The sequence below is a fragment of the Streptomyces sp. AK02-01A genome (assembly GCF_033795305.1).
Classification (GTDB): Bacteria; Actinomycetota; Actinomycetes; order Streptomycetales; family Streptomycetaceae; genus Streptomyces.
In genome coordinates this window covers 231,714-253,062 of record NZ_JARBAE010000006.1, presented here as the reverse complement: position 1 = coordinate 253,062, position 21,349 = coordinate 231,714, and the positions used below count along the sequence as shown (strand labels likewise).

General features: G+C 69.2%; 18 protein-coding genes. 13 read left to right on the top strand and 5 right to left on the bottom strand.

Annotation, left to right across the window (positions count from 1 at the left end):
* Positions 1-293: 293 nt before the first annotated feature.
* Positions 294-1,658 (top strand): SpoIIE family protein phosphatase, encoded by a 1,365-nt coding sequence (locus PV679_RS09575; protein WP_319679666.1) that lies wholly within the window; start codon positions 294-296, stop codon positions 1,656-1,658.
* 50 nt (positions 1,659-1,708) lie between these two features.
* Here PV679_RS09575 and PV679_RS09570 read toward each other — a convergent pair whose 3' ends face one another.
* The 3 genes from PV679_RS09570 to allB all read right to left on the bottom strand — a co-directional run bounded on the left by PV679_RS09570 (position 1,709) and on the right by allB (position 5,596).
* Entirely contained in the window at positions 1,709-2,902 is a 1,194-nt protein-coding gene (locus tag PV679_RS09570; protein WP_319679665.1) for a cytochrome P450, read from the bottom strand.
* Positions 2,903-3,089: 187 nt separating this feature from the next.
* Positions 3,090-4,202 carry an allantoicase gene (gene alc, locus PV679_RS09565; protein ID WP_319679677.1) on the bottom strand — a complete coding sequence of 371 codons (1,113 nt, stop codon included), beginning with the start codon at positions 4,200-4,202 and terminating at the stop codon, positions 3,090-3,092.
* Positions 4,203-4,258: 56 nt separating this feature from the next.
* A complete protein-coding gene (gene allB / locus PV679_RS09560; protein WP_319679664.1) occupies positions 4,259-5,596 on the bottom strand; it encodes an allantoinase AllB in 1,338 nt (445 codons plus the stop codon).
* A 401-nt stretch (positions 5,597-5,997) separates the two neighbouring features.
* On the opposite strand from allB, the gene PV679_RS09555 reads away from it, so the two are divergent.
* Positions 5,998-6,804 (top strand): IclR family transcriptional regulator, encoded by an 807-nt coding sequence (locus PV679_RS09555; protein ID WP_319679663.1) that lies wholly within the window; start codon positions 5,998-6,000, stop codon positions 6,802-6,804.
* A 73-nt stretch (positions 6,805-6,877) separates the two neighbouring features.
* Here the strand turns inward: PV679_RS09555 and PV679_RS09550 are convergent, their stop codons facing one another.
* The gene (locus PV679_RS09550; RefSeq protein WP_319679662.1) at positions 6,878-7,198 is read right to left on the bottom strand and encodes a DUF5955 family protein; all 321 of its coding nucleotides are present in this window, start codon (positions 7,196-7,198) and stop codon (positions 6,878-6,880) included.
* 221 nt (positions 7,199-7,419) lie between these two features.
* Between PV679_RS09550 and PV679_RS09545 the strand changes: the two genes are divergently transcribed.
* The 8 genes from PV679_RS09545 to PV679_RS09510 all read left to right on the top strand — a co-directional run bounded on the left by PV679_RS09545 (position 7,420) and on the right by PV679_RS09510 (position 15,215).
* Positions 7,420-8,049: a nucleotidyltransferase family protein gene (locus PV679_RS09545; protein ID WP_319679661.1), complete on the top strand. Its 630-nt coding sequence runs from the start codon at positions 7,420-7,422 to the stop codon at positions 8,047-8,049.
* Between the two features lie 295 nt (positions 8,050-8,344).
* On the top strand, positions 8,345-9,976 hold the full coding sequence (gene aceB, locus PV679_RS09540; RefSeq protein WP_319679660.1) for a malate synthase A: 1,632 nt from the start codon (positions 8,345-8,347) through the stop codon (positions 9,974-9,976).
* Positions 9,977-10,250: 274 nt separating this feature from the next.
* Positions 10,251-10,667, top strand: coding sequence for a hypothetical protein (locus tag PV679_RS09535; protein WP_319679659.1), 417 nt, complete (start codon positions 10,251-10,253; stop codon positions 10,665-10,667).
* On the top strand, positions 10,664-12,454 hold the full coding sequence (locus PV679_RS09530) for an alpha/beta hydrolase (RefSeq protein WP_319679658.1): 1,791 nt from the start codon (positions 10,664-10,666) through the stop codon (positions 12,452-12,454). The genes PV679_RS09535 and PV679_RS09530 overlap by 4 nt, the downstream gene beginning before the upstream one ends.
* Before the next feature lie 98 nt (positions 12,455-12,552).
* Complete coding sequence (locus PV679_RS09525) at positions 12,553-13,017, top strand: hypothetical protein (protein ID WP_319679657.1); 465 nt, start codon at positions 12,553-12,555, stop codon at positions 13,015-13,017.
* Between the two features lie 264 nt (positions 13,018-13,281).
* Entirely contained in the window at positions 13,282-14,124 is an 843-nt protein-coding gene (locus tag PV679_RS09520; RefSeq protein ID WP_319679656.1) for a helix-turn-helix transcriptional regulator, read from the top strand.
* A complete protein-coding gene (locus PV679_RS09515) occupies positions 14,121-14,315 on the top strand; it encodes a DUF397 domain-containing protein (protein WP_319679655.1) in 195 nt (64 codons plus the stop codon). The genes PV679_RS09520 and PV679_RS09515 overlap by 4 nt, the downstream gene beginning before the upstream one ends.
* A gap of 213 nt (positions 14,316-14,528) precedes the next feature.
* Positions 14,529-15,215 (top strand): TIGR03086 family metal-binding protein, encoded by a 687-nt coding sequence (locus PV679_RS09510; protein ID WP_319679676.1) that lies wholly within the window; start codon positions 14,529-14,531, stop codon positions 15,213-15,215.
* 28 nt (positions 15,216-15,243) lie between these two features.
* Here PV679_RS09510 and PV679_RS09505 read toward each other — a convergent pair whose 3' ends face one another.
* Positions 15,244-15,492 carry a hypothetical protein gene (locus PV679_RS09505; RefSeq protein ID WP_319679654.1) on the bottom strand — a complete coding sequence of 83 codons (249 nt, stop codon included), beginning with the start codon at positions 15,490-15,492 and terminating at the stop codon, positions 15,244-15,246.
* A gap of 139 nt (positions 15,493-15,631) precedes the next feature.
* On the opposite strand from PV679_RS09505, the gene PV679_RS09500 reads away from it, so the two are divergent.
* The 3 genes from PV679_RS09500 (at position 15,632) to PV679_RS09490 (ending at position 21,294) form a co-directional block, all read left to right on the top strand.
* Positions 15,632-16,468 (top strand): chitosanase, encoded by an 837-nt coding sequence (locus PV679_RS09500; protein WP_416069677.1) that lies wholly within the window; start codon positions 15,632-15,634, stop codon positions 16,466-16,468.
* Between the two features lie 122 nt (positions 16,469-16,590).
* Complete coding sequence (locus PV679_RS09495) at positions 16,591-17,460, top strand: chitosanase (protein WP_416069676.1); 870 nt, start codon at positions 16,591-16,593, stop codon at positions 17,458-17,460.
* A gap of 567 nt (positions 17,461-18,027) precedes the next feature.
* The gene (locus PV679_RS09490; protein WP_319679673.1) at positions 18,028-21,294 is read left to right on the top strand and encodes a GH92 family glycosyl hydrolase; all 3,267 of its coding nucleotides are present in this window, start codon (positions 18,028-18,030) and stop codon (positions 21,292-21,294) included.
* The last annotated feature ends 55 nt before the right edge of the window (positions 21,295-21,349 follow it).

Here is a 21,349-nt window from a genome sequence, read left to right as displayed (position 1 = left end):
CCAGTACGCGAACGATCCTCCGCCTTGCGATCGCACGCACCAGACGCCGCGAGCCCCGCCCCAGGGGGCGGACGGCGCTACTTTCGAAACACGCCCTAGTTCCTGTCCCGGCCGATCCGGACTGGCGGCAGAGCGCCCGCACACCCCGGCGACCTGGGCTTTTGGCCCACGCCGGGAGAGCGTGAGCTTCGGCCCGAAGCGCCGGACCGGGATACGCTGGAGAGAGGCGCCGATGAGTCGGGCACGCTCTCCGTGAGCGGCCGGGGGCGCCTTGGGCAGAGGGAAGAAGCAATGTGATCACGCAGCCGCCCGAGGACGATCGCTTCGATGTGGACCGGGCCGTGCAGGACGCTCTGGACCGGCTGACCCTGATGGCCAATGCCTCGGAGGCGCTGTCCAGCACGCTGGAGCTGGAAACGGGACTGCGCCGGCTGTGCCGGGTGCTCGTCCCGGCGCTGGCGGACTGGTGCGCGATCGACCTGGTCGAGCAGGATGCCAAGGGCCGGTTGCGCCGAGTGGTGGTGGAGCACCGCGAACCCGACGCGTTCCCTTCCGGTTTCCTGGAAGGGCTGCTGCCGGCGGCGGACGACCACTCGCAGGCCCCGCTGGCCCGGGCCCTGCGCGGCGCCGGGCCGCTGCGGCTGTCGGACTTTCCCGCACCCGAGGAGACGACGGGCGCCGATTCCCTGCACGTCCTCGAACTCCAGACCTTCCGACAGCTCGGAGCGCGCCGCGCGGTGCTGGTTCCGCTGCGGGCGCGTCGCCGGGTGCTGGGTGTGCTGACCCTGGTGCGCAACGGCCCCGACTGTCCCAGCGGCATGGACAGCCAGGAGCGGCTGCCGCTGATCGAGGAACTGGCGCATCGCGTCGCCATGGCCGTGGACAACGCACACCTGCACGCGCAGATCTCGAACACCGCCGAACGCCTTCAGCGTTCCCTGCTGCCCGACCTGCCCCGGGACGGCCCTCTCGACATCGCGGCGCGGTACGACCCGGCGCGGGCGAGCGCCGAGATCGGCGGCGACTGGTACGACGCGTTCCTGCTGCCGGACGGCGCGCTCACACTGATCATCGGCGATGTCACCGGTCATGACCTCAAGGCCGCGGTGTCCATGAGCCAGATGCGCAATATGCTGCGCGGCATCGCGTGCGACCGCAAAGAGCCTCCCGGCAAGATCCTCGCCCGGCTGGACGCGGCCAACGAGATCCTCTATCCCGCGCAGACTCTGACCTGCCTGTATGCCCTGGTCACCAAGCCCGATCCCGAAGGACAGTGGCTTCTGCACTATGCCGCGGCCGGCCATCCCGCTCCGCTGCTGGTCACCGGTACGGGCGACACACGCTTTCTGACCGCCGGCCGGAGCCTCCTCCTCGGAGCCGCGCCCGACACGATCCGCCCCGACGGCGAGGAGTCCCTGCCGCCCGGCTCCACCGTGCTGCTCTACACCGACGGACTGATCGAGCGCCGCAGCGAGACCCTCGACGACGGCATGACGCGGCTGCGTCAGCACGCCGCCGCGCTGGCCCGCGCGCCGCTGGAGACATTCTGCGACGAGCTCATGACCGGCCTCGGCGAGACGAGTACGGACGACATCGCTCTGATCGCCGTACGCATCCCGCCCGCCGGCTCCGCTCCGTACACGGCCACCGCCGAATAAGATCCGGCCGCCTCTCCACGGAGACGCGGCCGGATCGGCCCGGATCCGTCCTACCAGCGCACCGGCAGCCGCCGCACCCCGCGGATCAGCAGGCCGGGCAGCCAGTCGTAAGGACCCGCGGCCGGATCGAGGGCCAGCTCCGGGCAGCGTTCCAGCAGCGTACGGAGGACGACCCGGGCCTCCAGCCGGGCGAGCGGTGCGCCCAGGCAGAAGTGGATGCCATGGCCGAAGGCCAGATGGCCGTGGCCCCGGCCCTCCGTCGTGGACCGCCGGATGTCGAAGGTGTCGGGGTCGGGGAAGCGGGCCGGATCACGGTCCGCCGAGGCCAGCCCGACAAGGACCGTCTCGCGTGCGGGAATCACCGTGTCGCCGTAGGGCACCGGCTCCCGGGTGAACCGCAGCGTGCTGGTCTCCACCGGGCCCTCGAATCGCAGCGTCTCCTCGATCGCACCGTCGAGAAGCGTGAAGTCGGCGCGCAGCGCGGCGAGTTGGCCCGGATGCGCGAGCAGTGTCCGTACCGCGTTGGAGATCAGGTTGACGGTCGTCTCATGACCGGCGATCAGCAGCACATAGGCCCAGGCGCGCAGCTCGGCCGCGGACAGCCGGTCACCGTCCTCCGCTCTGGTGCGCAGCAGCGTGGAGAGCAGATCGTCGGCGGGCGGAGCGACGCGCTTGTCCTCGATGAGTTCGTCGAGATAGGCGCACAGCTCGATGGTGCCGTCGCGGGCACCGGTCGGCCGGGTGGGTGCGACGATCTCATTGGTCCAGGCCCGGAAGGTGTCACGGTCCTCGTGCGGCACTCCGAGCAGTTCGCTGATGACGATAATGGGCAGCGGAAAGGCCAGCTCGTCGACCAGATCGGCGCTGCCGGCCGGAAGCATGGCGTCGAGCAGTTCGTCGGTGATCCGCTGGATGCGCGAGCGCAGATGCTCCACCCGGCGCGCGGTGAACTCCGGCGCGACGAGCTTGCGCAGCCTGGTGTGGTCGGGTGGGTCGAGGGTCAGCACATGCGGGCCCATGATCACCTCGTCGCCCGCCGGATGGCCGGCGACGGACGGAGATTTGGAGAGGCGCGGATCGGCCAGCGCGGCGCGCCCCTCCTCGTATCCGACGACCAGCCAGAAGCGCTCGCCCTGCGCGCTTCGCACCTCGTGGACGGGTCCCGCCTCGCGCAGCTTGGCGTAGTACGGATAGGGGTCGACGTTGAAGTCCGGACCGTATTCTTTCAGTTCGATGACCGCCATCGGCTCAGCGTACGTCTCCGCTCCGTCCTCAGCCGTTACCGATGGCCGGATCCGCATCATGGACAAGCACGGCGATTCGGACGCGTTTGTGGAGCCTTCGAAGCGGTGTGCGACGGTCGGCCGGAGCGGTGTCGTCCGCCGAGCGCGCCTCCCGGCCGTGCTCGCCTTGTCGCGCGAACAGCGCCGGTCACGGCAGTAGTTGCTGGTGGCGTGCCGCGAGCCGGTCGGCGCCGCGCTCCGTGAGGGAGCCGAAGAGCCGGAGCCGGGAGATTCCGCCGTCCGGGAAGATGTCGATCCGTACGTCCGTCGCCACCGCGACCGCCGGCAGCACGAAGCGATGGTTGGTGTCGGGCTGGAGACGGGTCCTGGGCAGGATCTCGGTCCAGTCGCCGGTCGCGCCGTCGCGGGCGGACAGCGCGGCCCAGCCGGCCGCGTTGCCCAGCAGACACGCCGTGTCGATCTCGGCCGCGCGGATCTCGGCCTGCTCCACCAGCCGGTAGCTGATCCAGTCATTGCCCTGGTCGCGCCGCCGCCGGGTCTCCCAGCCCTCGTCCATCGTGCGTGAGCGGCCCGGCTGGATCGTGTTGGTGGCGGGAGAGTAGAAGCGGTCGGACACATCCTCGACCCGGCCGCCGTTCTCCAGCGCGACAAGGTCGAAGGTACCGAGGGCGCCGAGCCACACCGGGTCGGGCGCGACCTCGCCGTACACCCGCAGCCGGGCGATCCCGCCGTCGGGATGCTGATTGACCCGAAGGTGCGTGAAGCGCTGCTCGGCGTCGACCGTGAAGCCGTTGGCCGCGTGACCGCCGATCTCCGTACGCTCCACGAGCGTCGTCCACTTCACCTCGTCGGCGAGGAGATGCCAGAGGGACGGTGAGCCGGTCAGCGAGGTGGCCTCGACCGAGACCGCCGCCGGGTGGTTGCCGCGGAAATGAGCGGTGTCGACGACGATCCCGCGGATCACGCCGGGAGCACCGAGCCGCACCAGCGCCCAGTCGTGGTCGTCGTCCGCGGGATGCGGCCGCTCGGCGCTGGTGCCGCGCCTGCGCCGGGTCTCCCAGCCGTCCATGATCTTGCCCTTGTGTCCGAAGCGCTCGGGATCGAACTCGGCGGCGCCGGGATTCAGCAGGTTCTCGCGGTCCGCGAAGAACTCGTCGTTGGCGGCGATGACACCGGCGCCGAGCCGGCGGCCGGCGAGGTCGGTGAGGTGCGTGAAGGGAAGGTCGGCGGTGCGGTAGTCGGCGTACGGATCGCCGCCCCGGTACGGACCGGCGGCACCGGTGAACGAAGCGGACGGCAAGGACGGCGAGGACGCCGAGGACGGCGACGACGCCGACGACGCGGTTCTGGACACGGTCAGTTGTTCCTTTCGAGCAGGTGGCCGGCGGGATCGGCGAGAGTGCCGTCCCGTGCGATCCGGCTGCCACGCAGCCAGGTCGACCTCACCACGCCGTACAGGGTCTTGCCCGCGTAGGCCGTCACCTGATTGCGGTGGTGCAGCTCGGCCGGGTCCACCGTGAAGGTCTCATCGGGTGCGAGGACCGCGAAGTCGGCGTCGCGGCCGGCCTCGATGGCGCCTTTGCGGGGCAGTCCGGCGAGCGCGGCCGGTGCCGTCGACATCCAGCGGGCGACGTCCTCCAGTGAACGGCCGCGTCGGCGCGCCTCCGTCCAGATCGCGGGAAGGCCGAGCTGGAGCGAGGAGATACCGCCCCATGCCGAGGCGAAGTCCGGTGTCTTGAGGTCGGCGGTGCACGGCGAGTGGTCGGAGACGACGCAGTCGATGGTGCCGTCGATCAGTCCCTGCCAGAGCGCGTCCTGGTTCGCGGCCTCGCGGATGGGCGGGCAGCACTTGAACTCCGTCGCGCCGTCAGGCACTTCCTCAGCCGTGAGAGTGAGGAAGTGCGGACAGGACTCGACGGTGATCCGGACGCCCTCGCGCTTGGCGGCGGCGATCAGCGGCAGCGCGTCCGACGACGACAGATGCAGCACATGCACCCGCGCGTCGAGCCGCTTCGCCTGGGCGACCAGGCTCCGGATCGCCGCGTTCTCGGCGTCCCGGGGCCGGGACGCCAGAAAGTCGGCATAGGCGGCGCCACCGCGCCGGGGAGCGGAGGCGAGCTCGTGCGGGTCCTCGGCGTGCACGATCAGCAGTCCGCCGAAGCCCGTGATCTCGGCCAGCGAGAGGCCGAGCCGCTCCTGGTCGAGCTCCGGGAACTCGTCCACTCCGGAAGGCGACAGAAAGCATTTGAAGCCGAACACCCCGGCGTCATGAAGCGGCCGGAGATCCTTGATGTTGTCCGGGACCGCGCCGCCCCAGAAGCCGACATCGACATGCGCCTTGGTACGGGCCACCTCCCGCTTGGTGCGGAGATGAGCGGCCGTCGTGGTGGGCGGCAGGGAGTTGAGCGGCATGTCGAGCAGAGTGGTGACGCCGCCGGCCGCGGCGGCGCGGGTGGCGGTCCAGAATCCCTCCCACTCGGTGCGGCCGGGGTCGTTCACATGGACGTGGGTGTCGACGAGACCAGGAAGGACGACATCGTCGCCGACGTCCTCCGTGCGGGCGCCGGGCGGCACCCGCGAGTCGTACGGCAGGACGGCCGCGATCCTTGCGCCGGCGACGGCGATCGAGGCGGCCCGTGTCCCTTCAGGTGTGATGACACGCGTCGACCGCAGCACCAGAGTCACATCGGACACCCGCGCTCCTCACTTCACAGAGCTGACAGAGAGCTGACGGAGAGCTTCGCAAAGCTGCCGGGCGCGCCGCGCCTGGCCTTGCGCCGGGCGCTCCACCGGGAGTTCAACGAACTGTTGAACGAGTCTTCACTCCGGCTTCCGGCCCGTCAAGACCACACTGGGAGGCGTCGGCTACCACCGGCGCCGGCGCCGTACACTGGACATCTTCCGTAAAGCGGAATAATTTTTTCGCGGAGCAGAATGCATCTTTGCCTATATACAGCATCAATAGATCACCACTGTCGCCTCCGGACGCGGACAAACACACCCTGACCGGCTCAGACGCCCAGCGCCGGGCCATGCTCCCGGCCGCCCGGCCGGTAGGCTGCGTGCCTGCCCGCCCGCCCCGAAAGGACCGTGACGTGCCGTCGTCCAGCGCCAGCACCACCGACGCCACCAAATCCGCCTCCGCCAGCGGCGGCGTCCAGTCCCTTGAGCGCGCCTTCGACCTGCTCGAACGAATGGCGGACGCGGGCGGCGAGGTCGGGCTGAGTGAGCTCTCCGCCAGCAGCGGTCTGCCGCTGCCGACCATCCACCGGCTGATGCGCACGCTGGTCGTCTGCGGCTATGTGCGCCAGCAGTCCAACCGGCGGTACGCGCTCGGTCCGCGCCTGATCCGCCTCGGCGAATCGGCGTCCCGGCTGCTCGGCACCTGGGCCCGGCCGTATCTCGCCCGTCTGGTCGAGGAGACCGGCGAGACCGCGAACATGGCACTGCTCGACGGCGACGAGATCGTGTATGTCGCGCAGGTCCCTTCCAAACACTCGATGCGGATGTTCACCGAGGTGGGCCGACGTGTGCTGCCGCACTCCACGGGCGTGGGAAAGGCGCTGCTCGCGGGCGCCTCACCGGAGGACGTCCGCGCGCTGCTCGCCCGCACGGGTATGCCCGCCGCCACCGAAAAGACGATCACCACGCCCGAGGGCTTTCTGGCGGCCCTGGAGGTGGTGCGCAGATCGGGATACGCGATCGATGACAACGAGCAGGAGATCGGAGTCCGCTGCCTGGCGGTTCCGGTGCCCAACTCGCCCACGGCCGCGGCCATTTCCATCTCGGGCCCGGCGGGCCGGGTGACGGAGGAGGCCACGGAGCGGATCGTCCCGGTGCTCCAGGAGGTCGCGCGCGATCTCTCCGAGGCGCTGGCCAATACGGCGGCGGCCCAGGCCTGACGGCCCGCGCCGGACGCGCCCGAGGGCGCGGTCCCGAAGAGCCGCGCCCCGGTGGTCCGGCCGGACCAAAGACTCAACTGTACCGTCGGGGCACGTCTCCGAAGAGATCGACCGCGTTCCGTACGCCCATCAGCGCCGCCGCGAGCGCGCTCACCGAACCGATCGAACCCACGATCAGCAGCAGCGAGCGGCGCATACGGGGGATCTCGGGATCGCCGCTCGCCACCATCGCGGAGAGCGCGGCCAGTTCGTCCTCGGCGATGGCCCGGTCCCTGAACTCGGCCGGATGCGCGGCCAGTTCGCGCCGTAGCCGGGAGACGGCAGCTTGCAGCTCCGCCACCCTCGGGTCCTCGTTCTTCTCTGTCACCGGCGTCTGCCGCACGCTCCGCAACAAAGCTCTCCCCCTTGCCCTCGCCCACGCACGTCTTTGTGCCGGGCATGCCTCAGTGCTGGTCTGTGTTCCTGAACGGTGGTCAAGCGTCAGGTTCGCGGGCAAGTTAACGCCATTACGAGCGGTTCGCGCCACTCCGTCGGCCGAATACGGCGGGAATGGGGACGGAACACCCGGTGACCGCGCGCCCGGCACAGCGCCCAGGGATGAGGTATGCAGGGCCCATGGCAGGAACACGCAACGACACAAACCCGCCGCCGGTCGCCGGGCTGCTGCTCGCGGCGGGCGGCGGACGCAGACTCGGCGGACGCCCGAAGGCGCTGCTGGAGCACCGGGGCGGCCTGCTGGTCGAGAGCGCGGCGCGCGCGCTGCGCGAAGGCGGCTGCGGCCCGGTGCATGTGGTGCTGGGAGCGGCCTCGGAAGAGGTACGGAACCGGGCCGAGCTGCCGGACTGCGTACTGGTCGAGAACCCTTTGTGGGAGGAGGGGATGGGGTCCTCGCTCCGTGCGGGCCTCATCTCGCTCGCCGGCACGGACGCGCGGGCGGCGCTGGTCCTGCTGGTGGACCAGCCGGGAATCGGCGCGGCGGCGGCGGCCCGGGTCGTCGCCGCGTACCGCTCTCCCGGTTCCCTCGCCGCGGCCTCCTACGAGGGCAGGCGCGGGCATCCCGTGCTGTTCGGCGCCTGCCGGTGGGTGGAGATCGCCGCGGACGCGACAGGCGACCGCGGCGCACGTGACTATCTGAAGACCCATGAGAGCGACATCGTCCTTGTCGAATGCGGGGATGTCGCGCGGGCATACGACATCGACACGGAGGAAGATCTGTCGCGTCTGGAGAAGGGGCCGCGTGCCTAGGCCCTGCCCCTGGCCGGTCGAGGCGGCGGCACTCGGCGCCACGGTCTCTCGACGCGGAGAACCTCGACATCGACACACCATTGAACTTCCACCATGAGAAAACTAGTATCCACAGGTCAGAAGCACCCGACACCCGGCGCGGAGCCCGCGGCCGTATCCCGATGCCATGGCACCGCGTGCCGTCCGGCGCCGCGTGTGTGCGACCGGCCGCCGCGGCGGACCCGGCGGGGCTTCCGCGACCCGCCCCAGGCACCCCGGCGGCCGCCGGGTACCGCCCGCGAAGGAGTGACAGCTCATGTCCGCACCAGCGCCCTCCCCGCTGGCCATCGTCGACGCCGATTCCCTGCCTCGGCAGGAGGAGGTTCTCACCGAGGCAGCACTCACGTTCGTGGCCGAGCTGCACCGGCGCTTCACACCGCGCCGTGACGAGCTGCTCGCCCGCCGTACCGAACGCCGCGCCGAGATCGCCCGCACCTCCAGCCTGGACTTCCTGCCGGAGACGGCGTCCGTCCGCGAGGACGAGAGCTGGCGGGTCGCGCCGTCACCGGCCGCGCTGAACGACCGCCGGGTGGAGATCACCGGGCCGACCGACCGCAAGATGACCATCAACGCGCTCAACTCCGGCGCGCGGATCTGGCTCGCGGACTTCGAGGACGCCTCGGCCCCCACCTGGGAGAACGTGATCCTCGGACAGCTCAATCTGATCGACGCCTATGAGCGCCGCATCGACTTCACCGACCCGGCCTCCGGCAAGTCGTACGCGCTGAAGGACGAGGACCAGCTCGCGACCGTGGTGATGCGGCCGCGCGGCTGGCATCTGACGGAGCGTCATCTCCAGTTGAACGGTGACCCGGTGCCCGGCGCGCTGGTCGACTTCGGGCTGTACTTCTTCCACAACGCCAAGCGGCTGACGGAGCGGGGCAAGGGACCGTACTTCTACCTTCCGAAGACGGAGTCGCACCTGGAGGCACGCCTCTGGAACGACATCTTCGTCTTCGCCCAGGAGTATCTGGGCGTGGCGCAGGGGACCGTCCGGGCGACCGTGCTGATCGAGACGATCACGGCGGCGTACGAGATGGAGGAGATCCTCTACGAGCTGCGCGACCATGCCTCCGGGCTGAACGCGGGCCGCTGGGACTATCTCTTCTCGATCGTCAAGAACTTCCGGGACGGCGGCGCGAAGTTCGTCCTGCCGGACCGCAACGCCGTCACGATGACCGCGCCGTTCATGCGTGCCTACACCGAACTGCTCGTCCGCACCTGCCACAAGCGCGGCGCGCACGCCATCGGCGGCATGGCGGCCTTCATTCCCTCCCGGCGCGACGCCGAGGTCAACAAGGTCGCCTTCGAGAAGGTCAAGGCCGACAAGGACCGCGAGGCGGCCGACGGCTTCGACGGCTCCTGGGTCGCTCATCCGGACCTGGTGCCGATCGCCATGGCGTCCTTCGACGCGGTCCTCGGCGACAGGCCCAACCAGAAGGACCGCCTGCGCGAGGACGTCTCCGTCGCCGCGGGCGATCTGATCGCCGTCGACTCCCTTGACGCCAGGCCCACTTACGAAGGACTGCGCAACGCCGTCCAGGTCGGCATCCGCTACATCGAGGCGTGGCTGCGCGGCCTCGGCGCCGTCGCCATCTTCAACCTCATGGAGGACGCCGCGACCGCGGAGATCTCCCGCTCGCAGATCTGGCAGTGGATCAACGCGGGCGTCGAATTCGAACACGACGGCCGGACCGTGCGGGCCACGCCGGAACTGGCCCGCAGCCTCGCCGCGGACGAACTCGCCGCGGTCCGACAGGAGATCGGCGAGGAGGCCTTCGCGTCCGGCACCTGGCAGCAGGCCCATGACCTGCTGCTGAAGGTCGCGTTGGACGAGAACTATGCGGACTTCCTCACGCTGCCGGCCTATGAGCAGCTCCGCGGCTGATCCTCCACGCGCTCGCACAGCAATACCTCCGGCACCACAACGCTCCCGCCCTCGGCCGCCCACGGCGCCGAGGGCGGCGCGCGCTCCCGGCGGTTCCGCCTGCTCCTCCGCCTCGCGATCGCACGCCACCGGACCATGCGGGCCCCGCCCGGGCGGACGGCGCCATGCCTCAGACAGGCCTACACGGCAGAGGCGGATCGGCTACGCTCTTTCGTTTGGATCAGGCTGGAAAGACCCGGTAACACAGCCGGACCGATGTCACGGGGGAACACGCATGGCACTCAACGGGAAATGGGCAGATCTGCTCGGTGACGACAGCTCCGGGACCAGGACGGTCCTGGCCTCGGCCGGGACGCACGGCGGCGGTGGCGGAGACGACGGCGGCGGCCCGGACCTCAAGGCCGGCCAGGGCCCCTGGACGTCCGCCTCCGCCGTCGCCGGCGAACTGCACACCTCTTCGGCCGCCTCCCTGACCGAACTTGACGTCGCGTCAGACGATGTCGGCGGCGGCACGCGGGGCTTCGCGAGCACGGCCGCGCTGGAGGAGGCACGTACCTCGTGGACGGAGCGCCTCACCTCCGTACGCGACGAATGCTCACGCCTCGAAGGCGCGCTCAGAAGCGCCGGCAAGGAATTCGGCGAGCAGGAGACAAAGACCAAGGAGCGGTTCGCGGGCGGAGGCCCACGGTGACCACCTGGCAGCAGTTACGCGATGTGAGGCTCTCCGAGTACGAGGACGCGGCGGACGGCTGGGGCAAGATCTCGGGGCGTGCCAACGCGGCGAAGGACCGTGTCGACAATGAGATGCTCGGCACTCTCCGCGAGACCCAGAAAGGCGAGACCGCCACCGGGGCCACCGCCGACCTGTCCCGGCTCAGCCGCAACTACCAGTACATCCACACCGAGTGCGGACTGATCCGTACCGCGCTGAACGGACTGGCCGCCGAACTCGCCGCGCCTCAGAAGAAGTTGAAGCAGGCGCTGGAGGACGCCGAGAACCGCAGGTTCACGGTGCGTCCCGACGGTTCCGTCGAATATCCCGTCTCCGCCGTCGTCCCGCTCGCGCCCGGCAGAGGCACCGCCACTCCCGGAGCACCCGTCCCTCTCCTGCCCGGCAGGGCGGAAGGCGGCGCCGACCCCAACAAGGCCGACGCCGAGGACATCGCGGAACGCATCGCCGGCGCGGTCGGTGAAGCCGCCGAGATCGACGGCCGGTACGCGGGAGTCCTGCGCGCGCTGAAGACCACCGGTGGCCTCGATGTCACGGACGCCATGCTCGCCGACGCGGCCCAGGACACCAGGGCGCTGCGGGAAGCGGCCGGGAAGTACGCCGACGCATCGGCCATTCCCCAGGGAAAATCCGCCGCTGACAACGCCAGTTGGTGGAACGGCCTCACCCAGGAGCAGCGCGACGAGTACGCGACTCTCTATCCGGCCGAGGTGGGCGCCCTCGACGGCATTCCCAGCGATGTCCGGGACGACGCCAACCGCATGGTGCTCGCCGAGACACGCGCTCAGGCCCAGTTGAGCCTGGACGGACTGGGCCCCGAACCGCCCAAGATGCTCAAGGACCCGAACGGCGGTCCGTACGCGGTCTCCATGCTCAACCCGGCGTGGAGCACCTGGGACAAAACCCGTACCCGGCTCCAGGCCCAGATCAAAGGGATGGACGCGATCCAGAAACGGTTCGACGCCCCGCCTTCATCCGGTCTCCCGCCGGCGTTCCTGCTCGGCTTCGACACCAAGGGCAACGGCCACGCGATCATCGCCAACGGCAACCCGGACACGGCCGACCACACGGCGGTGTATGTACCGGGTACGACATCGAAGCTCGGAGGCATCGGTGGCGACATCGACCGGATGACCGAGCTGTGGAAAGAGGCCAACTCGCAGGCTCCCGGTAAATCAGTCTCAACCATCACCTGGCTCGGTTACAACGCGCCGCAGTCCATTGTCCCCGAGGCCATGCAGAAGCAGTGGGCGTACGACGGATCGCCGAAGCTGAACTCCTTCATGGACGGACTGGAGGCCACACAAGGCGGCCCCGCCGGCAGCCACACCACCGTCATCGGCCACAGCTACGGTTCCACCGTCGTCGGCGACGCCTCCAACAAGGGTGATCTCTCCGCCGACGACATCGTGGTCGCGGGCAGTCCCGGCATGATGGCCGCCGAGGCCGGCGACCTCGACGTCGGCAAGGACCACGTCTGGTCCGAGGCCGCCGGCGACGACCTGGTTCCGCTCGGCGGAAAGGCCGCTGGACTGGGCGGCTTCAAGTGGGGCGTACAGACCTGGAACGGCATCCCGTACAACCCTGGATACATCCAGACGGTGCCCTCCGACGAGGCATTCGGCGCCCACCGGATGGACGTGGACACCAGCGGCCACAGCAACTACTGGAAGCGGGACTCCTTGAGTCTGAAGAACCAGGCTGCTGTCGTTGTGGGCCACTACGCAGACGTGAAAGAGGATGATTGATGCCGCTCCTTGGCACTGGCAGATCCCGACGGCGCTCACTCGGTGTGCTCACTTCCGTCCTTGCCCTGGCAACCCTCACGACAGGATGCTCAAAGAACGTGGACGACCTCGGCTACACCCCCATCACACTCGGCGTCGAAGAGGCCCGGGCAAAGACGAAGAACGTCTCCAGCCAGATTTTCGACATGATCGGTATCAAGCAGGGCAAGACGACCGAGCCCGGCCCCGGTGTCTCTACCTGCGATGAGGACTCCGAGCATCTCTTCCTGTCGCGCCATCCCTGGTCGATCTACGGTGTCTCTCCCGACGAGCTGACACGAGGCTTCCAACGACTCAAGGAGACTCTGCCCAAGCACGGCTGGAAGATCGTCGAATACGGACCGAACACAAGTGCCAACAAGAACCTTGAACTCACGGCGGACTCCGAGACGGACCACTACGCGGTCAACGCCGAATTGCGCGTCACTGGAGAATCCGGCAAGGAGCAGCCCCTGATCCTGGTCAACGTCGTCTCCGGTTGCTTCCGCGCCCCTGAAGGCACCGACCTCAACGGCATCTACTGAGGCAGCACCAGCCGACAAACCACCGTTCGTCATGCTCGGCAGACACCCGTGCGGGCTCCGTTGAGTGAACATACGTACGGTGAGCGGGCTTTGAAGATAGGTCCGGGTCGGCATGATCGCGCAGAGACCTCCTCAGACGCCCGCGACCAGGTCAGCCACCCGTACGCCGTGTCAGCGTACGGGCTCAAAACATGGACAGTACGCTCAGTTTTTCGTGACCCTGGGTGAGTTCAGTGCGGCAGAGAGTGCACCGGAGGAGTCACGATGACGGACGGCACGGACGACAGTGCGGACAGCAACGAGCCTGAATCCTCGGACAGCCTCCGGGCTTTCGGGGCTGTGGTCAAGGCGTTCAGGAAACGGGCGGGCCTGACCCAGGAGGAACTGGCCCCACTCGTGCGGTACGCGCCGCACACCGTGGCCTCGATCGAGCAGGGGCGGCGGTTCCCGCCGAGGGACTTCGTGGAGCGGGCGGAGGTGGAACTCGACGCCTTCGACGCACTGCGAGAGGCGGCGAAGCATCTTTCGCGCAACCCTGGTCTCGCGGCGTGGTTCCGCCAGTGGGCCAAGCTGGAGGAGACCGCGATCAGCCTGTACACCTACGAGTGCCGAGTGATCCCTGGGCTGTTGCAGACGGAGGCGTACGCACGGGCGGTGATGATGAGCGTGCCGCCGCTGCCTTCCGAGGAGCGGCTCGAACAGCGCATCGCCGCTCGCCTCGACCGTCAGGCGCTGCTGCGCCGCACGGAGCCGATCGCGGTCAGCTTCATCTTCGAACAGGCACTTCTGGAACGGCGCACCGGCGGTGTGGAGATCACCAAGCAGCTCATCGACAACACGCTGGTCTGCGCCGAACTCTTCAACGTCCAACTGCAGATCATGCCTCTCACCCAGCCGGACCACGCGGGCTTTGACGGGCCGATGCGACTGCTGGAGACACCGGACCACCAGTGGCTCGGCTACAGCGAAGGCCAGCAGTACGGCCAACTGATCAGCGGCCCGAAAGAGCTCAGCCTGATGCAGCAGCGATATGCCAGACTTCGTACGCAGGCCCTCACCCCCGAGGATTCCGTGAGCCTGCTGAGGCGAATGCGAGGATCGCTATGAGCACCACCGAGCCCACGTCGGCCTGGTTCAAAAGCAGCTACAGCGGTTCGCAAGGCGACGATTGTGTCGAGGTCGCCACGAGCCCCGGCACGGTCCACGTCCGGGACTCCAAGCACGAACAAGGACCTCAACTCGCCCTCACACCCACCGCCTGGGCCCACTTCATCTCCTGCACGACAGCCCAGAACTGACCTGACACCACACCGGACAGCCCGGCCGACACCGTCGAGCGAGGCCAACGCCGTCACGCCCGGTGAGTGAGCACTCCATAGCGTGCCGGAGTCCGGGAGGCCACGGCTTCGGGGCGCCCTCTCCGGGCCGTCTCCCGGCATGTACGTCGAATCGCCAGGGACGACGTCCTCGCGATTCGCGGGCAGATCCGTGGAACAGGCGCCGTGGCAGCGATGAGTTTTGACGTCGAGGCCGGTCTGCCCTGTATGGAAACGAAACCGGAAACAAAACCGGAAACGAACGACAAGACCGGCGCGGCCACCGGCTTGATCGATCTCGCGCCCGTGTGCGGCGAGGTGGCCGGGCTGCTCGACTCGATCACCGACGACCAGCTCGCCGGGCCGACGCCCTGTCCCGAATACTCGGTGGGAGATGTCCTCGCGCATCTGATCGGGCTGACGGTCGCCTTCCGGGACGCCGCGCACAAGGAGCTGGGCCCGACCACCGACAGGCCGCCCGTCTCGGCGGCGGCTCCCGCGCTGGCGGCCGACTGGCGTGACATCCTGCCGCGGCAGCTCGACGAGCTCGCCGCCGCCTGGCGCTCCCCCGGGGCCTGGCAAGGCCATACCCGGGTCGGCGGTGTCGATCTGCCGGGCGCGGTGACCGGGCTCGTGGGCCTGAACGAGGTGCTCGTCCACGGCTGGGACCTGGCGCGGAGTACCGGCCGGCCGTACGCACCCGACGAGGCGAGCCTCCAGGCGCTGTACACGATGCCGGCCCTCGGGTCGGGACCGGCACAGACGGACGGCCCCGTCGACGGTCTCTTCGGACCTCCGGTCGAGGTTCCCGAGGACGCCCCGCTGCTGGACCGGGTGGTCGGTCTGACCGGCCGCCGCCCGGACTGGAAGCCGGGGGCGTAAGGAAGAGGCAGTACAACGGCCGCCCGGCTCACCACGCCCGTTGTATCGCCTCCTCGAAGCCGGACTGACCGTCCAAGGGCCGGGGGGCCCTGTGGCCGGTCCGTCCGGGCCTGACGCCTCGATCAGGAACCGGCCGGGCGGCCGGTCTCCGGGGCGTCAGGTCGCCATGGGCCAGCGCCCGGAGCGCGCCGGGCACATCGGCGGCGCTGCCGGACGCGTGCCGCATGTCCGCCCACGGCTGGACGTCCAGATCGGCGAAAACCTGTACGAGATCCATGACCGCATCGTGGCACGGAGGTCTGACAACGCCCGTCGACGAGTCGGCCGAGGCCGCGCGAGGAGATCGGCGAGCCGCACGGCTCCGCGGGCTCATACGGGATGATCCGGGAGCACTCACGTAATCTCGGGACCGGCCGGTGCACACCACGGGAAAGGGCCGATACGTGTTCCAGGCGCTCCGCCGACTGCCGCTCGTCCTTTCGCTGCTGGCCCTCACCGTCTGCACCGCGTGCGCCTCCGCCTCGGGCGGGTCCGGAGGGCTCGACGCCCCGGCCAAGAAGGAGATCGCGATGCGGCTGGTCTCCAGCGCGGAGAACTCCTCACTGAACTGGCGCGCGCAGTACCGCTATATCGAGGACATCGGCGACGGCCGCGGCTACACCGCCGGCATCGTCGGATTCTGCACCGGCTGCGGCGATCTCCTCCAGGTCGTCCAGCGGTACACGGACACCCGGCCGCGCAACGCGCTGGCGCGTTTCCTCCCGGCGCTGCGCGCGGTCGCGGGCAGCGATTCCCACCGGGGGCTGGGCCGCGCGTTCACGGACGCATGGCGGAAGGCGGCCGAGGACCCGGCCATGCGCGCGGCGCAGAACAAGGAGCGGGACCGGCTGTACTTCGACCCGGCCGTCTCCCGGGCGAAGGCGGACGGTCTTGGCACGCTGGGACAGTTCATCTACTACGACGCCTATGTGATGCACGGCTACGGCGACTCCAAAGGGTCGATCGGCTTCCGCACGATCCGCGAACAGGCCCTGGGCCGCGCCCAGTCACCTCGGCGCGGCGGCGACGAGACCAGATATCTCCACGCGTTCCTGGACGCACGGGCCGCCGCGATCCGCCGCGAGCCGTCGCACTCCGACACCAGCCGGATCGACACGGCCCAGCGGGTCTTCCTCGACCAGGGCAATCTCCCGCTGGATCCGCCGCTCGACTGGAAGGTCTACGGCGACAGCTACCACATCGCCGCGCGGTAGCCCCGTACGGCGGTACCGCCAGGCTCTTACCTCTTCTTTACATGGAACAGGTGTACGTCGCTTCGAACGTTGGTAGGAAACCTTCCTAACAGAAAAGCGAACTCACCTTCCATGGAGGTCAGGTGCCCACCCCCCACATACGCACCGCACGCCGGCTCGGGCTTCTCCCCCACATCCTGCTCGGCCTGGCACTGATCGCCGTCCCCGCCACCGGTGTGGCGACCGCGGCCGCACCGGAGCCCATCAGCATGAAAGCCGCCACAGCCGCCACAGCTCAGGCCGCGGCAGGACTCGACGATCCGGCGAAGAAGGACATCGCCATGCGACTGGTCTCCAGCGCGGAGAACTCCTCGCTGGACTGGCAGGCGCAGTACCGCTACATCGAGGACATCGGCGACGGCCGCGGTTACACCGCCGGCATCATCGGATTCTGCTCGGGCACCGGCGACATGCTGGATCTTGTCGAGCTGTACACCGACCGCGAGCCCGGCAATCCGCTCGCCGGCTATCTGCCCGCCCTGCGGCGGGTCGACGGCACGGAGTCGCACGAGGGTCTCGACCCCGGTTTCACCGGCGCCTGGCAACAGGCCGCCAAGGACACGGAGTTCCGGACCGCGCAGAACGACGAACGCGACCGGGTCTACTTCAACCCGGCCGTGGAGCGCGCCAAGCAGGACGGCCTCGGAACGCTCGGCCAGTTCATCTATTACGACGCCATCGTGATGCACGGCAACGGCGGCGACAGCACCAGCTTCGGCAGCATCCGCCAGCGGGCGAGGGACCAGGCGCGGACTCCGGCGGAGGGCGGCGGCGAGACGGAGTATCTGAACGCCTTCCTCGACGCCCGGGTCTGGGCCATGAGGCAGGAAGAGGCGCACGAGGACACCAGCCGAGTGGACACCGCGCAGCGGGTGTTCCTCGACGCGGGCAATCTGAATCTGGATCCGCCGCTCGACTGGAAGGTGTACGGCGACAGCTTCCTCATCGGCTGAGGACTGTCGTCCGGACCTTACCGGGCCCGCATGCTCTGGCACCGCGCCTGATCCAGCCTGATCCAACCTGATCCAACGAAAGACCCCAGGCGCCGGCGCGAGGCCGAACGACCCGCTTCGCCCGCCGGTGCGCGTCCGTGCCCGTCGCGACACGGACGCGCACCGGCGGTTCCTGGCCCGCACCAGCGGTTTCCCTCCGCAACGGCGGCCCCTGACCGCCCATCAGGTCAATCCATGAGCGGGCGAGCCGGCCCGCCGACAGCCGAACGTCGCATTCCGGAAACCCTTGACACTTCCCGATCGCTCGGAGGAGCATCCTGACCGTTCACTGACAACGTTGTCGGCAGGCCACTTCCGAGTGGAGAACGACGCGCCCGCTCCGGCGCGTCCACCTTCCGTCACACATGAAGGGCAGGAACGGTGTCGGACTCACTCGTGCGGCTTGTGCGCCGGACCCATTCGAGACGCGGGGCCCATGTGAAACGCGGGACCCGTTCGAACGGCCGGCGTCTCCCGGGACAGCGGCTTCTCGGCTCCGTCGCGGCAGTCGCCGTCGCGGCCCTGGCGATGACCACGGCCGTCACACCCGCCTCGGCCACACCCGGGCGCGGCGAAGTCAAGAATCCGGTCTCGTACGTCAATCCGCTGATCGGCTCGTCGAACGCGGGCAACACCTATCCGGGCGCGGTGACGCCGTTCGGCATGCTGGCGTGGAGTCCGCAGAACTCCCGCGGCAATCAGGTCTCGACGCCCGCTCCGGGCGGCTACCAGTACGACGCGACAAAGATCCGCGGCTTCAGCCTCACGCATCTCAACGGCGTCGGCTGCTCCGGAGCCAACGGTGACATCCCGGTCATGCCGTATGTGGGCGACGTCGACTCCTCGCCGACGGCCGACACCACCGACGCCAAGTACGCGAGCACCTTCTCCCACAGCAACGAGACGGCGCGGCCCGGCTACTACAAGGTCGGTCTCGACAGCGGCGCGTCCGCAGAGCTGGCCGTGACCTCCCGGACCGGTTCAGGACGATTCGGCTTCCCGGCCGACAAACCGGCCAGCATGCTGTTCCGCACGTCCAACTCCGAGAGCGGCAGCACCGATGCCACCGTACGAGTGGACGCCGCCGCCAGGACCGTGACCGGTTCGGTCAGCGCGGGCAACTTCTGCGGCCCGCAGAGCGCGAACAACCGCAAGGACCTGTACACGCTGTACTTCACCGCCCACTTCGACCGGCCCTTCGCCAAGGTCGGCACCTGGACGGACGGGACGGTGCGGCCCGGCTCCACCTCGGCCACCGGTGGTACGGGCTACAGCTCGTCCGGCAATCCGGTGGCGGGCAAGGGCTCGGGCGCGTACGTCACCTTCGGCGCGGGGACGCGCGAGGTCGGCGCGAAGGTGGCGATCTCCTATGTCAGTCCGGAGAACGCCGAGGCCAACCTCCGCGCCGAGAACCCGCCGCGCAAGAGCTTCGACGGTGTCGCCGCGGCGGCGGCCGGAGCCTGGAAGAACGAGCTGGACAAGATCAAGGTGAGCGGCGGCACCGACGCACAGCGCACCACGTTCTACACGGCGCTCTACCACTCGATGCTGGAACCCACGCTGACCAGCGACGTCGACGGCCGGTATCTCGGCGCCGACCGTAAGCCGCACAAGCTGGCCAAGGGCCAGAAGGCGCAGTACGGCACCTTCTCCGGCTGGGACCAGTACCGCGCGCAGGTGCAGTTGATGACCCTGCTCAACCCGAAGGCCGGCAGTGACTACGCGCAGTCCCTGTTCAACTATGCCGGGCAGCGCGGTGGCGAATGGGACCGCTGGCTGCTGCAGAACGGCAAGACGAGCGTGATGTCCGGCGACCCGTCGGACGCGGCGCTGGCCGGCATCTATGCCTTCGGCGGCCATGACTTCGATGTCAAGGGCGCCCTGCGGTCGCTGATCACGGCCGCGACCGTGCCGACGGCGAACGACTCCGACAGCGCGGGCTGCAACGTGGAGTGCGTGGGCCAGCGCCCGGCTCTCGACAAGTACCTGGCCCTCGGATACGTACCGGCCGACGGCTGCCACTGCTGGGGCGGAGCGGCGGAGACCCTGGAGGACGCGGCGGCCGACTACGGTCTGTCCGAACTCGCCCGTCACACCGGCGACCGTGCGAACCAGAAGAAGTTCCTGGAGCGCTCCGGGAACTGGATGAATGTCTTCGACCCGAACGCCACTCCCGGCGCCGGCTATATGCGCGACCGCAAGTCCGACGGGACGTGGTCCGGCGGATCGTTCAGCCCCGGCACCGAGAGCGGATTCGTCGAGGGCAGCAGTGCTCGCTACACCTGGATGGTCTACTCCGATGTGGCCGGCCTCGCCCGCGCCATGGGCGGCCCCGAGGCGGCGGAGGCGCGGCTCGACGCGTTCTTCCGCACCCCGGACGGCGCCTTCGACTTCTCGGCCAAGGATCCCACCCGGTACGACCCGACCAATGAGCCCGACATCAACACGCCGTATCTCTACAACTATCTGGGCTCGCCCTGGAAGACACAGGAGACGGTCCGCGCGGAGATGGACACGCTGTGGACCGACACGCCCGGCGGCATCCCGGGCAATGACGACGCGGGGACGATGTCGTCCTGGTACGTCTTCTCCGCGCTGGGCATGTATCCGCAGGTCCCCAGCCGCGCCGACCTGGTGCTTTCGGCGCCGCTCTTCCCGCGCGCCGTGATCCGCACCGGCCACGGCAAGACGATCACGGTCAACGCTCCGAACGCCTCGGCGGACAACAAGTACATCCAGTCGCTGCGGACCAACGGCAAGAAGTCCGGCAAGCCGTGGGTCCCGGCCTCGTTCGTCACGCGCGGCGGCACCCTGGACTACACCCTGGGAAGCAAGCCGAACACCTCCTGGGGCAGCGCGCCGGCCGATGTCCCGCCGTCCTTCCGCGAAGGCGGAGTGCCGTTCTTCACGGGAACCAGTCCGGGACTGGTGAAGGCCGAGCCCGGCGGCGCGGCGGCGGACTCGACCGTCAAGGTGCAGTCGTTGCAGGACACGGCCACCACGGTGCACTGGAGGGCCACCGCGCCGGCCGGTGTCACGGTGACTCCGTCCGAAGGTGACTTCGCGGTACCGGGCGGCGGTCTGGGCAGCACGAAGATCTCTGTCGCGGCGCCGGCCGGCACCCGGCCGGGCTTCTACTCCGTACCGGTGACCTTCACCTCCTCCTCCGGCGCCGCACTGCCGAAGGGATCGCTGGCGGTGACGGTCGCCACGCGGAACAGCGTGATGTGGAATCTCAACAACAACGGCATCTCGGCGGACGACAAGAACCCCGGGGCCAACTTCGACGGCGGCGGCTGGAGTTACTCGGCTGCGTCCCTCGCCGCGGCGGGAGCCAAGCCCGGTGGCACCGTCTCCGCCGCCGGGTTCGACTTCCTCTGGCCGGAGGTGAACGCCGGTGAGCCGGACAATATCGAGGTCGTCGGAGGAGGCCAGGTGCTGGATGTACCGGCGTCCGCCGACGCCACGAAACTGAGTCTGCTGGGCAGCGCCGCCAACGGCGCCACCACCGGGACCGTGACGCTGACCTACACCGACGGTACGACCCAGCGGGCGGAGATCGGCTTCAGCGACTGGACGCTGGACGGTGGTTCCGGACAGCCGCGGTTCGGCAACACGGTGGCCGTGCACACCACGTACCGCGATGTCTCCGGAGGCGGTACGGACCCGGTGGGCACGGATGTCTTCGCCACGGCGCCGATCGAACTGGCCGCCGGTAAGCGGCTGGCGAGCGTGACCCTGCCGGACACGACCGCCGGTGGCACGATCCACGTGTTCGCCGTGGCGACCGCCTGACCGGACACCACAACACCCGACGGCCCGCACCGCTACCAGGCGGTGCGGGCCGTCG

Coding starts and splice junctions, on each gene's coding strand:
- PV679_RS09570 (WP_319679665.1), bottom strand. CDS start 2,902: ATGGCGGTCATCGAACTGAAAGAATACGGTCCGGACTTCAACGTCGAC.
- PV679_RS09545 (WP_319679661.1), top strand. CDS start 7,420: ATGGCAGGAACACGCAACGACACAAACCCGCCGCCGGTCGCCGGGCTG.
- aceB (WP_319679660.1), top strand. CDS start 8,345: ATGTCCGCACCAGCGCCCTCCCCGCTGGCCATCGTCGACGCCGATTCC.
- PV679_RS09535 (WP_319679659.1), top strand. CDS start 10,251: ATGGCACTCAACGGGAAATGGGCAGATCTGCTCGGTGACGACAGCTCC.
- PV679_RS09520 (WP_319679656.1), top strand. CDS start 13,282: ATGACGGACGGCACGGACGACAGTGCGGACAGCAACGAGCCTGAATCC.
- PV679_RS09515 (WP_319679655.1), top strand. CDS start 14,121: ATGAGCACCACCGAGCCCACGTCGGCCTGGTTCAAAAGCAGCTACAGC.
- PV679_RS09510 (WP_319679676.1), top strand. CDS start 14,529: ATGAGTTTTGACGTCGAGGCCGGTCTGCCCTGTATGGAAACGAAACCG.
- PV679_RS09505 (WP_319679654.1), bottom strand. CDS start 15,492: ATGGATCTCGTACAGGTTTTCGCCGATCTGGACGTCCAGCCGTGGGCG.
- PV679_RS09490 (WP_319679673.1), top strand. CDS start 18,028: ATGACCACGGCCGTCACACCCGCCTCGGCCACACCCGGGCGCGGCGAA.